Annotated in this window: 13 protein-coding genes, 1 other RNA gene and 1 pseudogene; 4 read left to right on the top strand and 11 right to left on the bottom strand. The window is 64.4% G+C overall.

What is annotated here, in order from left to right:
- Window positions 1-256: 256 nt before the first annotated feature.
- The gene (locus tag QM712_RS29370; RefSeq protein ID WP_415026647.1) at window positions 257-2,038 is read left to right on the top strand and encodes a recombinase family protein; all 1,782 of its coding nucleotides are present in this window, start codon (window positions 257-259) and stop codon (window positions 2,036-2,038) included.
- Here QM712_RS29370 and QM712_RS29365 read toward each other — a convergent pair.
- From QM712_RS29365 to QM712_RS29340, 6 genes and pseudogenes are all read right to left on the bottom strand, one after another.
- A pseudogene (locus tag QM712_RS29365) lies at window positions 2,011-2,100 on the bottom strand (acyl-CoA thioester hydrolase); the annotation flags it as partial. The gene QM712_RS29370 and the pseudogene QM712_RS29365 overlap by 28 nt on opposite strands.
- A 69-nt stretch (window positions 2,101-2,169) precedes the next feature.
- Window positions 2,170-3,087, bottom strand: a complete 918-nt coding sequence (locus QM712_RS29360; RefSeq protein ID WP_415026646.1) for a metallophosphoesterase — start codon at window positions 3,085-3,087, stop codon at window positions 2,170-2,172.
- A 121-nt stretch (window positions 3,088-3,208) separates the two neighbouring features.
- Complete coding sequence (ruvB, locus tag QM712_RS29355) at window positions 3,209-4,267, bottom strand: Holliday junction branch migration DNA helicase RuvB (protein ID WP_415026645.1); 1,059 nt, start codon at window positions 4,265-4,267, stop codon at window positions 3,209-3,211.
- Window positions 4,264-4,881, bottom strand: coding sequence for a Holliday junction branch migration protein RuvA (gene ruvA, locus QM712_RS29350; RefSeq protein WP_254125428.1), 618 nt, complete (start codon window positions 4,879-4,881; stop codon window positions 4,264-4,266). Before ruvA ends, ruvB begins: the two co-directional genes overlap by 4 nt.
- Window positions 4,878-5,405, bottom strand: a complete 528-nt coding sequence (gene ruvC / locus QM712_RS29345; protein WP_415026644.1) for a crossover junction endodeoxyribonuclease RuvC — start codon at window positions 5,403-5,405, stop codon at window positions 4,878-4,880. Before ruvC ends, ruvA begins: the two co-directional genes overlap by 4 nt.
- 239 nt (window positions 5,406-5,644) lie before the next feature.
- Window positions 5,645-6,391, bottom strand: a complete 747-nt coding sequence (locus QM712_RS29340) for a YebC/PmpR family DNA-binding transcriptional regulator (RefSeq protein WP_415026643.1) — start codon at window positions 6,389-6,391, stop codon at window positions 5,645-5,647.
- A gap of 203 nt (window positions 6,392-6,594) precedes the next feature.
- Between QM712_RS29340 and QM712_RS29335 the strand changes: the two genes are divergently transcribed.
- Window positions 6,595-8,343 (top strand): methyl-accepting chemotaxis protein, encoded by a 1,749-nt coding sequence (locus QM712_RS29335; RefSeq protein ID WP_415026642.1) that lies wholly within the window; start codon window positions 6,595-6,597, stop codon window positions 8,341-8,343.
- A gap of 97 nt (window positions 8,344-8,440) precedes the next feature.
- Here the strand turns inward: QM712_RS29335 and QM712_RS29330 are convergent, their stop codons facing one another.
- The 5 genes from QM712_RS29330 to QM712_RS29310 form a co-directional block, all read right to left on the bottom strand.
- Window positions 8,441-9,265, bottom strand: a complete 825-nt coding sequence (locus QM712_RS29330; RefSeq protein WP_415026641.1) for a TIGR00282 family metallophosphoesterase — start codon at window positions 9,263-9,265, stop codon at window positions 8,441-8,443.
- The gene (locus tag QM712_RS29325) at window positions 9,243-9,839 is read right to left on the bottom strand and encodes a 5-formyltetrahydrofolate cyclo-ligase (RefSeq protein WP_415026640.1); all 597 of its coding nucleotides are present in this window, start codon (window positions 9,837-9,839) and stop codon (window positions 9,243-9,245) included. The genes QM712_RS29330 and QM712_RS29325 overlap by 23 nt, the downstream gene beginning before the upstream one ends.
- A 242-nt stretch (window positions 9,840-10,081) precedes the next feature.
- A non-coding RNA gene (gene ssrS / locus QM712_RS29320) (6S RNA) lies at window positions 10,082-10,242 on the bottom strand.
- 59 nt (window positions 10,243-10,301) lie between these two features.
- Window positions 10,302-10,685, bottom strand: a complete 384-nt coding sequence (locus QM712_RS29315; RefSeq protein WP_148738730.1) for a cell division protein ZapA — start codon at window positions 10,683-10,685, stop codon at window positions 10,302-10,304.
- Window positions 10,682-10,972, bottom strand: a complete 291-nt coding sequence (locus QM712_RS29310; RefSeq protein WP_008546526.1) for a DUF4164 domain-containing protein — start codon at window positions 10,970-10,972, stop codon at window positions 10,682-10,684. Before QM712_RS29310 ends, QM712_RS29315 begins: the two co-directional genes overlap by 4 nt.
- Before the next feature lie 315 nt (window positions 10,973-11,287).
- Here QM712_RS29310 and tkt point away from each other — a divergent pair, with 315 nt between their 5' ends.
- Window positions 11,288-13,273 carry a transketolase gene (gene tkt / locus QM712_RS29305; protein WP_415026639.1) on the top strand — a complete coding sequence of 662 codons (1,986 nt, stop codon included), beginning with the start codon at window positions 11,288-11,290 and terminating at the stop codon, window positions 13,271-13,273.
- Window positions 13,274-13,430: 157 nt separating this feature from the next.
- A partial coding sequence (locus tag QM712_RS29300) for a type I glyceraldehyde-3-phosphate dehydrogenase (RefSeq protein ID WP_415026638.1) occupies window positions 13,431-13,987 on the top strand: 557 nt, incomplete at its 3' end.

Genomic DNA, 13,987 nt, shown 5'->3' with positions numbered 1-13,987 from the left:
ACCGATCAGATTGAGACCCGCGAGACTTTTGGAGGTCTCGGCCGACAAGATCAGTGCTCGGAATGACTGAAGCAAGCACAGCGAGTGATCGCGGACCAGCTGTAGTGTAGACGACAAAATGTGTTACTTTTCGCCGGCCGACCGATCATAATGCATACCCGAGTCCGATCGCCTCGAGGGCAGAAGGCGACCATCCGGCCGCTTGATTCTTCTCACCCTCAGAGCTGGGATAATCCCGCCAACGAGGAAATTTGGCTTGAGCTGGCGCGCGCCATTGGAAGGCAGATTGCGTGGGATGAAAACGACGGTTTGGCGCGGCCGAAAGGAGAAGGACATGGTGGCGGACCCAAGTAAAAAGAGAGCCGCGTTGTATGCTCGCTATTCGAGTGACATGCAAAGAGCTACCTCGATTGATGGCCAGCTCTTGCTCTGCCGAAAGATCGCAGCACGCAACAAGCTAGGCGTCATCGGCGAATTCTTTGACGCCGCGAAATCTGGCCTTACCGAAGATGCGAGAGACGGCTATCAGCGGCTGCTCAGCGGCGTAAGAAACCACGAATTTGATGTTATCGTCGTTGAGCATTTCGATCGTTTGTCGCGTGATCCTGCAACCATCCAGCGCCTGAAGCAAGTTTTCGAGTTCAACGGCGTTGAGCTGATGGATCAGAAGGGTGTCTATGCGACGGCCACCGATATTAGCATCGCAAGCCTCTACAACACGATCTATAAGCCGCAGCTCGCCGAAAAGGTTCGCCGTGGCCATGATAATGCTGTCGCCAACGGAAGAATTCCTGGCTCCTACGCTTATGGTTATCGGCTGAGGCCAGGCGCCCCAGGTGAACGCGTGATAGATGAGAGCGAAGCAAAGATTGTGCTTCGCATTTTCACCGAATACGCGTCGGGACGTTCAACTCGAGATATCGCGACCGATCTCACCCGCGAAGGCTTGCCCTCACCTGGTGCCACTCGTCACAAGAACAAGGCTGGTCGTACTAGCTGGAATCATCAGTGCTTGACTGGTGGTCGCCACGGTCGGGGCATTATCGGCAACGAGCTTTATATCGGCGAAATTCATTGGAACGTTCGCTCAACGGTGCTCAACCCGGAAACGCAGAAAAAACAGAAGCGCCGCAATCCGGAAGATCGTCATATTATTGTTATGAAGCCTGAGCTGCGAATTGTCCCGCAGCCGCTTTGGGATAGAGCGCAAAAAGTTCGGAACGCGCGGGCTCTGCACATGTTTGGCCAGACCGGCAAGCCGCGGCGCCGTTCTGTTATCCCCCGCAACAATGAGCATCCGCTTGCCGGCGCCCTCCGATGCGGCGTCTGTAACGGGAGCATGCGCATCGCACAATCGTCCAGAAATGGCGCTCCTCGCGCCGCATGCGCCAACGCGCATCAGCGAGGCACTTGTGAGCATACCCGGAGCTTTGACATGGATGTGCTGCTTGAGGATATCGCAACAAAAATGGAACTGAAGTTGCTTTCGCTCAAAGCGATTGAACAGGCGATGCGTGCTTGGAGGTACGAGCGTAAGAACGATCGGAAGAAAAACAGTGAACACGCTAATTTGGAGCGCCGGTTGCGCGGGTTGACTACCGAGATCGAACGCTTGTCGTATGCCATTGCAAGTAGCCGTCGCAAGCCGGATGAGTTACTCAAGCGGATCGATGAGTGCGACACGGAGCGGGAAACCGTCGAGGAGCGCTTGCGGCTGTTGGGAACCAGCAGCGAGAAGGTGATCTCGTTCGACCAGCCGAAGTTCGCTGACCGATACCGATCGGAAGCCAAGAGACTAATCACTGCGCTGAAGATTAACCCGAAGGCGATCGAAACGCGTGTTGCTTTCCGTAATTTGATCGACAGCATCGTGGTGCATCCAGTCCGCAAACGAATGCCCTACGAATATACTCCGTACCTCAACAGCTCCGCCCTTTTCAGCATGAATCTGTTCCCCAATAATCGCGGCAAGACGAGAGAAGACAGCACTTTTATGTACTATGATAACGTCAAGTCAGAGAAATCCGTGTCCTCGTAATAGACGCGCACCTGCATATGGTGGCGGCCGTCGCGGATCTCGCCGTCGAGATGAGCTGTCACGTCGCGAGCCCCTTCGCTTGTCGGTAACCGGTCCGTTTTGCGCAAAAACGGCCGGTCACGCAAGCACGGCTACGCCACCGCCGGCCGGCTCCCCAGCGTCACCTCGACGATTTCCGGCGGCACGCCGACACGGACCGGAATGATGCTGCAGCCGAGACCGCCGGAGACGATGACATCGCATTTCAGGCGGAAATGACCGTAAGCGAGCCGGATGCCTTGTTGCGGCTGCACGGCGGGCGACCAGCCGAGCAGGCGGACCTGGCCGCCATGGGTGTGACCGGACAATTGCAACGCGACGCGCGACGGCACCCGCGGCGCGATGTTCGGCTCATGCGCCAGCAGGATGATCGGTGCGTCGTCGGTGACTTTGGCGAGCGTTGCCACGAGATCGTCGGCGCCGAAGCGCAGCACGCGGCGATAGCGCTGCGCCGGAAGATAAGCGAGTTGGTCACCGAGGCCGGCGAGCCAGAACGAGCGGCCATCCTTGCTGAGGCGCGCGACGTCGTTCTCGTAGACGGGAATGCCGACCGCCTCCAGCGCACGTTGGGCGACCGTCGGCCCGTGACCGGTGCGCATCACGGTCTTGTCGTCCCAGTAATCGTGATTGCCCATCACGGCATGGACGCCGAGCGGCGCCTTGAGGCCGGCCAGCACCCTGGCCCATTCGCTCGACGGGATGATGCGCGTGACATGGTGAAGACCGGCGACATAATCGCCGAGCAACACGATGAGATCGGCATCGAGTGCGTTGGTGCGATCGACGATCGCCTCGATCCGCTCCAGCGACATCCAGGGATCGCAGGCATGGATGTCGGTGATCACGGCGATCTTCAACGGAAAATCCGAGGGCCATTGCCGCGGCTTCGGATGATAGCGGGTGACGCGGAGCCGCAGCACCGGCTCCACGCCGACGCCGTAGGCAGCGGTCGAAACGCCGAGAGCGGACAGACCGCCGATGGAACGGATGAGATGACGGCGCGTGATCATGGAAGCCCGATGGTGATGTGCTTCCGTGATGGGGGCCGATTGAAGCGGAATTGGGGTCCGTTCGTGCAGACGGCCTGCACAAAGATTACCGGGAGTTCATGACGACCGGAGCCCGCGCAGCTCAATCATCGCTCTCGTCCGTTCCGAACAGGCCGAACTGGGACGCCGCATCGCGCGAGGGCTCGGCGATGCCGAGATGACGGAACGCATGCGAGGTCAGCAGGCGGCCGCGCGGGGTACGCTGCAAATAGCCGCACTGGATCAGATAGGGCTCGATGATGTCCTCGATCGCATCGCGCGGCTCGGACAGCGCGGCAGCCATCGTCTCGACGCCGACCGGGCCACCGCCATAGTTGAGAGCAATGGTCGTGAGATAGCGTCGGTCCATGGCATCGAGGCCGGCGGCGTCGACCTCGAGCGCGCTCAGTGCGTGGTCTGCGATCTTGCGGTCGATCTCGTCGGCGTTGGCCGCGGAGGCGAAATCGCGCACCCGGCGCAGCAGGCGCCCGGCGATGCGCGGGGTGCCGCGGGCGCGGCGCGCGATCTCGTTGGCGCCATCCGCACTCATGCCGACATTGAGCACGCGGGCGCCGCGGCTGACGATGCTTTCGAGCTCGTCGATGGTGTAAAAATTGAGCCGGACGGGAATGCCGAAGCGATCGCGCAACGGATTGGTGAGAAGGCCGGCACGCGTCGTCGCGCCGACGAGCGTGAACTTCGACAGCTCGATCTTGACCGAGCGCGCCGCCGGACCTTCGCCGATGATGAGATCGAGCTGGAAATCCTCCATCGCGGGATAGAGCACCTCCTCCACCGCGGGGCTAAGGCGATGGATTTCATCGATGAAGAGCACGTCGCGCTCTTCGAGATTGGTGAGGAGCGCGGCGAGATCGCCGGCCTTGGCGATCACCGGGCCGGACGTGGCCCGGAAGCCGACGCCCAGTTCCTTGGCCACGATCTGCGCCAGCGTGGTCTTGCCGAGGCCGGGAGGCCCCACGAACAGCACGTGGTCCAGCGCCTCTCCCCGCTTGCGCGCCGCTTCGATGAAGATCGACAGGTTCTTGCGCGCCTGCTGCTGGCCGACGAAGTCGGACAGCGACTGCGGGCGCAGCGCGGTGTCGCCGACATCGTCGCTGCGCCGCTCGGGCGAGACCATGCGATTGGCCTTGGGATCGCTCACTTGGCGAGTTCCTTCAGGCCGAGGCGGATGAGCTGCGCAGTCTCGGCGCCCTCACCGGCGCTGCGGGACGCCGAAGCGATGGCCGCTGCCGCCTGCGGCTGGCCGTAGCCGAGATTGACCAGCGCCGAGATCGCATCCGCGACCGGACGCGGCGCACGCTGGTCGTCGACGGCGCCGGCAAGATGCACGACGGCGGGATCGACATTGGCGAAGGCCGGCGCCTTGTCCTTCAATTCGGTGACGATGCGCTCGGCGACCTTGGGACCGACGCCCGGCGTGCGCGACACCGCCGCCTTGTCGCGCAATGCGATCGCGTTGGCGAGATCGGCCGGGGCCAGCGTACCGAGCACCGCGAGCGCGACCTTGGCGCCCACGCCCTGCACGGTCTGAAGCAGGCGAAACCATTCGCGCTCCTGGTCGGTGCGGAAGCCGAACAGCTTGATCTGGTCCTCGCGGACATAGGTTTCGATCGAGAGCACGGCGGCTTCGCCGGGCGACGGCAGATGCTGCAGCGTGCGCGACGAGCAATGGACCTGATAGCCGACCCCGCCGACGTCGAGGATGACGAAATCCTCGCCGTAGGAATCGATCAGGCCCTTGAGCTTGCCGATCATAACCCCACCACCTTGAGCCTGAGCGCCGCGCTTTGCCGGTGATGGGCGTGGGTGATGGCGATCGCGAGCGCGTCGGCAGCATCCGCCGACGGCGGCTCGGCCTTGGGCAGCAGGATCTTCAGCATCATCCCGATCTGGTGCTTGTCGGCGTGGCCGGCGCCGACCACCGTCTTCTTGACCTGGTTCGGCGCATATTCGGCAACCGTGATACCGAACATTGCGGGCGCCAGCATGGCGACGCCGCGGGCCTGGCCGAGCTTAAGGGTGGCCACCCCGTCCTTGTTGACGAAGGTCTGTTCGACCGCGGCTTCCATCGGCTTGTGGTCGGACAGGACGGCCGCGAGACCCTCATGGATCGCGAGCAGGCGGCTCGACAGCGGCATGTCGTCCCGCGGCTCCACCGAGCCGCAGGCGACATAGATCAGACGGTTGCCCTCAGCCTCGATCACGCCCCAGCCGGTGCGGCGCAGGCCGGGGTCGATGCCGATGATGCGGACGGGGCCACGAATCGGGAGCGCAGTCATGGGCCAGTGATAGCGGCTGGCTGCCGTGGGGGAAACAGAAACAGAACGGAAGTAACAGGGGAAAGCGACGGTGCCGTGGGCCGCGCCTCCGCCGAACACTGATCGTCATCCCACGAAGGCGGGGTATCGGCTTCTCCGTGTTCCAGCGGCGGCGCCGGAATACTGGATCGCCCGGCCCGGCGCGCAATCGCGCACGAGGCGTCCGATAACCATGGAGCGCTGAACGAGCGAGATCTGCCTCAGCCGCCCATTTTCGCGACCAGCGCGTCCGACACCTCGAAATTGGCGTAGACGTTCTGGACGTCGTCGTGCTCGTTCAAGAGGTCCATCAGCTTGAGCAGCTTCTCACCGGTCTCGTCGTCCACCGACACGGTGTTCTGCGGCTTCCAGATCAGCGCGGCCTTGCGCGGCTCGCCGAACTTGGCTTCCAGCGCCTTGGCGACATCGCGATAGCTTTCGGTCGAGGCGTAGATCTCGTGGCCGCCCTCACCGGAGACCACGTCATCGGCACCGGCCTCGATCGCGGCATCCAGCACCGCGTCGTCGGAGGCGACGCTGCGGTCGTATTCGATGACGCCGGTGCGATCGAACATGAAGGCAACCGAACCGGTTTCACCGAGGTTGCCGCCCGACTTGGTGAAGAACGAACGGATGTCGGAGGCGGCGCGGTTGCGGTTGTCGGTCAGCGCCTCGACGATCACGGCGACGCCGCCGGGGCCGTAACCCTCGTAGCGGATCTCGTCATAGTTCTCGCCGTCGCTGCCGAGCGCCTTCTTGATGGCGCGCTCGATATTGTCCTTCGGCATGTTCTCCTGGCGCGCGGCGATCACGGCGGCGCGCAGGCGCGGATTCATGTTGGGATCGGGCGTCCCCAGCTTGGCCGCGACGGTGATTTCCCGCGCCAGCTTGCCGAACAATTTCGACTTCTGCGCATCCTGCCGCCCCTTGCGGTGCATGATGTTCTTGAATTGGGAATGTCCGGCCATGCGTGGTCTCTTGAGGGAATCGTCAGCCAAGTGATTGTGGAAAGCGCGGCGTTATAGGCCGCCAACCCACCGGAATGAAAGGGCCTCTCATACTTTAAGGTAATACCGTAGGGCCGGGTGCCCCGGAGTCAGGCATCGTTAACCCTGATTTCATCCCGGGTTGCGAAAATAGCGACCGCCTGTCTCCCGACAAGAGTGACTTGATGGCCTTCGCAATATTTCGGAAGCGCCTGCAGGATACGGCCGCCCCCGCGGCAGCGGCGCAGCCTGTCCAGCCGGCTGCCGGTTCCGGGCCAGCTCATGCCGGCGAGGGCGATTCGGCCCGGGAAATTCTGGAACTGCTGGAACTCGAGCTCGGGGCGATGATCCGCCAGCTCGAACGGGCCGCCAATGCGGTGGCCGGGGGCGCCGAGGCGACCGCCACAACGCTTGCCGCCATTCGCGACCGCACCGATGCATTGACCGGCCGCAGCAATGCCGCGCAGTCGACCGCTTCCACCTTTGCCCATGCCGCCGACAAATTCACCCAGTCCGCGCAGGGGATCGGCGCGCAGGTCCGCGCCGCCGGCAGGCTTGCCGACGAGGCCAGCGCCGCCGCGCAGGAAGCGCGCGCCAATGTCGACCGCCTGCGCGAATCCTCCGCGGCGATCGGCAACGTCATTAACCTGATCGCGCAGATCGCACGGCAGACGACGCTGCTCGCGCTCAATTCGACCATCGAGGCGGCGCGCGCCGGCGCGGCCGGCAAGGGCTTTGCGGTCGTCGCCACCGAGGTCAAGGCGCTCGCGGTGCAGACCCAGGGCGCGACCGAAGAGATCAGCAGGAAGATCGACGCGCTCCAGCGCGATGCCGCCGGCTCCGCGGATGCCGTGCACCGCATCTCGCAGGCAATCGAGGCGATCCGCCCCGTGTTCGAGACCGTCAACGGCGCGGTCGCCGAGCAGAACGCGACCACCGGCGAAGTCTCGGGCAATGCCGCCAGCGCTTCGCAGTTCATCATCTCGGTCGGCGAGAGCGCGGCCGAGATCGATGCGGCCACCAAGGCCGCCGAGAGCCATGGCGAAAGCGTCGCCAGCGCCGGCAGGGCCGTCACCACCTTCGCACGCAAGCTGAAATCGCGCTGCGCCGTGCTGCTACGGCAGAGCGAGCATGACGATCGCCGCAAGACCGAGCGGCTGCCCTGCCATCTCAGGCTCGAGACCGCGCGCGGCACGATGCCGGTTTACGAGATCGCCATGGACGGCGTGCTGATCGGTGGCGTGGACGCAGCCCGGCTTGCGGTACATACGATCGTCGGCGGCAGTCTGGAAGGCGTCGGCGACTGCCGCCTGCGCGTGACCGAGCAATCCAAGGCCGGCGCACGCGCGCAGTTCGTGAGCCCGGGCGCCGAACTGAGCGAGAAAATCGAAGACCGGTTGTGGGCGATCCACGAGGAGAACACCGAGTTCGTCACCCGCGCGATGGAAGCGGCCAACGCACTGACCAAGATCTTCGAGCAGGGCCTGGCGCGCGGCGAACTCGGCATCGACGATCTCTTCGACACCGACTATGCGGAAATCGCCGGCACCAATCCGCAGCAATACCGCACCCGATATCTTGACTGGGCCGATCGCGCGCTGCCGCCCTTCCAGGAAGCCTTCCTCGCCAGGGAAGCGCGCATGGCGTTCTGCGCCATGGTCGATCGCAACGGATTCCTGCCGGTGCACAACAGGATCTATTCGCATCCGCAGCGGCCCGGCGATGTCGCGTGGAATACGGCCAACTGCCGCAACCGGCGCATGTTCAACGATCCGGCCGGGTTGGCCGCGGCGCAGAACCTGCGCTCGTACCTGATCCAGAGCTATGCGCGCGACATGGGCAACGGCAACACCGTGATGATGCGCGAGATCGACGTCCCGATCCGTGTGCAGGGCCGGCATTGGGGCGGCTTCCGGACCGCCTACAAGCTCTAGCGCAAGGTCGGAAGCCGCTCGCCGGCCGCATCGGTGGGCTCGGGCGACACGCACGAAAGCGGACCAGCGCGCGCGGCGTCGGTGCCGCTCGAAAAATTCAGCTCAGCCAGAACTTCGGCGTCGACGGCTCCAGCCGGCCGCCCACGCGCACCGGCGCAACCTTCAGCGCGAGGCCCGTTGCGTCGTCCGTTTCCACCGCAACGCCGCTGAGCGTCGCGACGCCGGCCGCGGGTTCGAACCTTCCCGAAGGAATTCCCGACGTGAAACGGCGCAGCGGCTCTTCCTTTTGCATGCCGATGATGGAGTCGTAGTCGCCGGTCATGCCCGCGTCGGTCATGTAGGCGGTGCCTCCGGCGAGGATCTGGTGGTCGGCGGTCGGCACATGCGTATGCGTGCCGACGACCAGGCTGGCGCGGCCGTCGCAGAAGAAGCCGACGCCCTGCTTCTCGCTGGTCGCCTCGCAATGGAAGTCGACGACGATGGCATCGGCCGCGACGCCGAGCGGGCACGCGCCGAGCTCGCGCTCGAGGGCCGCGAAGGGATCGTCGAACGGGGTCATGAAGACGCGGCCGAGCGCGTTGACGACGAGCGCATGCTTGCCGTTCTTGGTCTCGACCAGCGCCGCGCCACGGCCGGGCGTGCCGCGCGGGTAGTTCGCCGGCCGCACCAGGCGTTCGGCACGCTCGATGAACACCAGCGCCTCGCGCTGGTCCCAGGAATGATTGCCGAGCGTCACCGCGTCGGCACCGGCATCGAGAAACTCCTGGTAGATCGCTTCCGTGATGCCGAAGCCGCCCGCGGAGTTCTCGCCGTTGACGACGACGAAATCGAGCGACCAGTCCTTGACCATGCCCGGCAGATATTCGGCCACCGCCGTGCGCCCGGCACGGCCGACGACATCACCCACGAAGAGAATGCGCAACTTCAGAACTCCGGAAATCGAAAACGTCGGATTCCGTTAGCACATAATCCAGCGCGACGTCGTGGGATAGTGCCGGAACTGCCTCGATCTCCTGCGCCGCAAAAGCAAGCCCCACGCCCGTGATGTGCTTGGTCTTGCGCAGATGCGCGAAGGTGAAGTCGTAATGTCCAGCACCATAGCCGATGCGATGGCCGAGACGATCGAAGGCGGCGAGCGGCGTCAACATGATGTCCGGGATGACTTCGGCCGCAGCCGGCGACGGCTCGGGAATGCCGAGCGGGCCGAGCATCAGGCGATCGTTCGGATGAAAGATGCGGAAGACCAGCGCCTGACCGCGCGCCGTGACGCAAGGCAGCGCGAGCCTTGCGCCGTCCTCGGCGAGCTTCTTCAGTAGCGGCATCGGATCGATCTCGCTGCGGATCGGCGAATAGCCGGAGACGATGCTGCCGGGCGTCAGCTTGAACGGCAGTCCCCGCTTGGCAAGCTTTGCGGCGGCCGTGGCGCGCTTCTTCTCGCTCAGCGCGTCGCGCGCCGCGAGGGCCTTGGCGCGGAGTTCGGCTTTCGAATTGGACATGCGCGTTTTCCCCCGAGAGCGGAGTCTCGCTCCGCCGTCACCGCCCGCCTCGTGCGGGCGATCCAGTCTTGCAGAGACGCCAGTGCTTGAACCTCGACGCCGCAGTGTATCGGATGCCCGCTGGAAACGGCCATGGGCCCGCCGAAGGCGAGACCCGGTGACGGGACGTGGCACCGTGATCGGTCGGACTGCAAGCGTGTCGGGGACGCAATTTCGACAGGCACAAACCAAGCAGAAAGAAGTGCGAAGCCGCATACGCCGTTGAAGCACTCGATCCCGGAGTTCCCTACGAAAGTAGGTGGGCACCATATGTCCGGGCCCACGGGCCCGGCCAGGGACAGTTCCCTAAAGGATCGATAAGGCCCCGGGGATATATGGCTCCTGACGCGCGTCGCAGCTTCGCGGGTTCAATCTAACAACGATGCTGACGAATCGCCAGCCCGGGCGGCGGCCTGCCCACGGTCAGCCGATCGCGATCCCGTTGCCGACGGTCCGGTTCAGGACCTGGGTCGACTTCTCGATGCGCTCGGCTGCGGCGTTCAGCGCATTCACCACCGCGGTCTGCGTCATCCTGGCGCGCTCGACGGCCGCGTTGCGGAAATCCCTGAGCTCGGTCAGCTCCTGCTCCATGGTGCGGATGCGATTGCCGGCATCGACCAGTTCGTCGCAGACGGTCAACGCCGCCATCACGGTGAGCCGTGCGTCGCCGATCTCGCCGAATTTTCCGCGCAGGGACTGGATGCGAGTCTCCAGGCTTTCGGCGAGCTTCAGCAGCCGCACCTCCTGGCCCTCCTCACAGGCCATGCGGTACTGGCGGCCGTTGATGGTGACGTTGATGTGGCTCATCCGTCCTCTCCGGTATCGAGCACCGAACGTATCGTGACGATCGCGGAATCCAGTCGATCGGAGATCTCGCGATTGGTGCGCTCGAGCTTGCGGGCCTTCACCAATGCGCCGTCGAGTTCGTCGGCAAGCCGCGAGCGATCCGCGCCCAACGCCTGGATTCGCGCCGCGAGCTCGTTCTCGTCGCGATCGGCGTCACGCCGCCGCTCGACAGCGCTTTCGAGCGCATCGAGTGCGGCGGTGAGTCTGCGCGTCGCGATCTCGATCTCGACGGCAGAGGACTCCGTCATGGCGGAACTCTTGGAAACGCGGTCGTTCATAACGTCAGCGGCGGAACCTGTAGCCTTGTCCCCGGGGAGCTTGCCGTCCGGCAAAAGACTCGGTTCGGCAAGCGGTTACAAGCAGAAATTTACGTGGCAAGCTAGCCAAGCGCAACGCCGCCGCGAAACTATGCACTGCTAAGCAACTTTTACGGCCAAACCGGCGTTTGATTGCCTTGGACTCCCGGAACCGAGATGCTATCCCACCCTTGACCGGTGGCCGCCAATCTCTTCCCGCGCGGTCCCACGCACCGCCAAGCGCTTCATTTCAGACGGATTTCAGACATGACGCAAGTCGATCACACCCGTATGGCCAACGCGATCCGCGGCCTTTCGATGGACGCTGTCGAGAAGGCAAAATCGGGCCATCCCGGCTTGCCGATGGGCGCGGCCGACATCGCGACGGTGCTGTTCACGCAGTTCCTGAAATTCGATGCCGCCGCTCCGAACTGGCCCGACCGCGACCGCTTCGTGCTTTCGGCCGGCCACGGCTCGATGCTGCTCTATTCGCTGCTGTTCCTCACCGGCAATTCCGAGATGACGCTGGACCAGCTCAAGAACTTTCGCCAGCTCGGCTCGCTGACGCCGGGCCATCCCGAGAATTTCCACACCAAGGGCATCGAGACCACCACCGGTCCGCTCGGCCAGGGCATCTCCACCGCTGTCGGCATGGCGCTCGCCGAGAAGATGCTCGGCGCCGAGTTCGGCAAGAAGATCGTCGACCACCACACCTTCGTGCTCGCCTCCGACGGCGACCTGATGGAAGGCGTGTCGCAGGAAGCGATCGCGATGGCCGGGCACTGGAAGCTCAACAAGCTGATCGTGCTGTATGACGACAACGGCATCTCGATCGACGGTCCGACCTCGATCGCCGATTCCGTCGACCAGGTGAAACGCTTCAAGTCCGCCGGCTGGGCCTCCGAGAAGATCGACGGCCAGGATCAGGCCGCGATCGCAGCCGCGATCACGCGCGCGAAGAAATCCAACAAGCCGACGATGATCGCCTGCCGCACCACCATCGGCTTCGGCGCCCCGCACAAGGCCGGCACCGCGAAGGCGCATGGCGAGGCGCTCGGCGCCGACGAGCTCAAGGCCGCCAAGGAAAATCTCGGCATCTCGCTGGAGCCGTTCTCGGTGCCGGACGACGTGCTGAAGGCGTGGCGCGAGGCAGGCAGCCGCGGCGCGGCAGCTCGCCAGGAATGGGAAGGCCGGCTCGGCGAGCTCGGCAGCCGCAAGCGCGCCGAGTTCGAGCGCCGGCTGCGCCATGAGCGCCCGGCCTCGCTCGCCAAGGCCGTGCGTGCATACAAGAAGGAGCTGCTGGAAAAGCCGATGACCGCGGCCACCCGCAAGTCCTCGGAAGCGGTGATCGAAGTGATCGCCGGCGCCATGCCGATGGAATTCCTTGCCGGCTCCGCCGACCTCACCGGCTCGAACAACAACAAGGCGAAGTCGGCGACCGCGTTCTCCGCCAAGACGCCGAAGGGCCGCTTCATCCATTACGGCATCCGCGAGCACGGCATGGCCGCGGCCATGAACGGCATCTTCCTGCACGGCGGCTTCGCGCCGAACGGCGCGACCTTCCTGGTGTTCACCGACTATGCGCGGCCCGCGATGCGTCTTGCCGCACTGATGGGTGCGGGCGTCGTCTACGTGATGACCCACGATTCCATCGGCCTCGGCGAGGATGGTCCGACCCATCAGCCGGTCGAGCATCTCGCAGCGCTGCGCGCCATTCCCAACATGCGCGTGTTCCGCCCCTGCGACGCGATCGAGGTCGCCGAGTGCTGGGAGCTCGCGCTCAACCGCATCGACGGCCCGACCGTGCTGGCGCTGACACGGCAGAACCTGCCTCAGCTCCGCACCAACGCGCCGAACGACAATCCTTGCCAGCAGGGCGGCTACGAACTGGTCGCCGCGCAGGGCGAAGCCAAGGCGACGCTGTTCGCCTCCGGCTCGGAGGTCGAGATCGCGGTCGCGGCCCAGAAGCAGCTCGCCGAGCGCGGCATTCCGACACGGGTGGTCTCGGTGCCCTCGGTCGAGCTCCTGTTAGCGCAACCAGAGGCCAAGCGCGCCGCCATCATCGGCAACGCGCCGGTCAAGGTCGCAATCGAGGCGGCCGTGCGCTGGGGCTGGGACGCCGTGATCGGCCAGGATGGTGAATTCATCGGCATGCATTCCTTCGGCGCCAGCGCCCCGGCGAAGGATCTTTACAAGCATTTCGGCATTACCGCCGAGGCTGCGGTTAACGCTGTGCTGAAGCGCGTATCCTGAGAGTTGAGCTTGCCGGGAAAAAGGACTACGTAACTCCTCATATGATCAAGCCCCGCCCGGCCGAACCGGGCGTCCGCCCTAAAAAACCCTCGCAGGCGCGCTATCGCGCGTTGTGCGGGATGACAAACGTCATTGAACGGTCATAAGGAGACGAACCATGGCAGTCCGCGTCGGTATCAACGGGTTTGGCCGCATCGGCCGTAACGTGCTGCGCGCCATCGCAGAGTCCGGCCGCAAGGACATCGAGGTGGTCGGCATCAACGATCTCGGCCCGGTCGAGACCAACGCCCATCTGCTCCGCTTCGACTCCGTCCATGGCCGCTTCCCCGGCACCGTGACCGTCGACGGCGACTCCATCAATCTCGGCGGCGGCAAGATCAAAGTAACCGCCGAGCGCGATCCCTCCAAGCTGCCCTGGAAGGATCTCGGCGTCGACATCGCGCTCGAGTGCACCGGCATCTTCACCTCGAAGGACAAGGCGTCCGCGCATTTGACCGCCGGCGCCAAGCGCGTGCTGGTTTCCGCGCCCGCCGACGGCGCCGATGCCACCATCGTCTACGGCGTCAACCACGACACGCTGACCAAGGATCACCTGGTCGTCTCCAACGGCTCCTGCACCACCAACTGCCTGGCGCCGGTCGCCAAGGTCCTGAACGACCTCGTCGGCATCGAGACCGGCTTCATGACCACGATCCACGCCTACACCGGCGACCA

The sequence above is a fragment of the Bradyrhizobium sp. genome (assembly GCF_047605465.1).
GTDB lineage: Bacteria > Pseudomonadota > Alphaproteobacteria > Rhizobiales > Xanthobacteraceae > Bradyrhizobium.
The sequence above is the reverse complement of the archived record's forward strand: the minus strand, read 5'-3'. Positions and strand labels throughout refer to the sequence as shown.

Bases quoted from the DNA above. Each gene is read 5' to 3' on its own strand.
- QM712_RS29360 (WP_415026646.1), bottom strand. From the start codon at position 3,087: ATGATCACGCGCCGTCATCTCATCCGTTCCATCGGCGGTCTGTCCGCT.
- ruvA (WP_254125428.1), bottom strand. From the start codon at position 4,881: ATGATCGGCAAGCTCAAGGGCCTGATCGATTCCTACGGCGAGGATTTC.
- ruvC (WP_415026644.1), bottom strand. From the start codon at position 5,405: ATGACTGCGCTCCCGATTCGTGGCCCCGTCCGCATCATCGGCATCGAC.
- QM712_RS29340 (WP_415026643.1), bottom strand. From the start codon at position 6,391: ATGGCCGGACATTCCCAATTCAAGAACATCATGCACCGCAAGGGGCGG.
- QM712_RS29335 (WP_415026642.1), top strand. From the start codon at position 6,595: ATGGCCTTCGCAATATTTCGGAAGCGCCTGCAGGATACGGCCGCCCCC.
- QM712_RS29325 (WP_415026640.1), bottom strand. From the start codon at position 9,839: ATGTCCAATTCGAAAGCCGAACTCCGCGCCAAGGCCCTCGCGGCGCGC.
- QM712_RS29315 (WP_148738730.1), bottom strand. From the start codon at position 10,685: ATGAGCCACATCAACGTCACCATCAACGGCCGCCAGTACCGCATGGCC.
- QM712_RS29310 (WP_008546526.1), bottom strand. From the start codon at position 10,972: ATGACGGAGTCCTCTGCCGTCGAGATCGAGATCGCGACGCGCAGACTC.
- tkt (WP_415026639.1), top strand. From the start codon at position 11,288: ATGACGCAAGTCGATCACACCCGTATGGCCAACGCGATCCGCGGCCTT.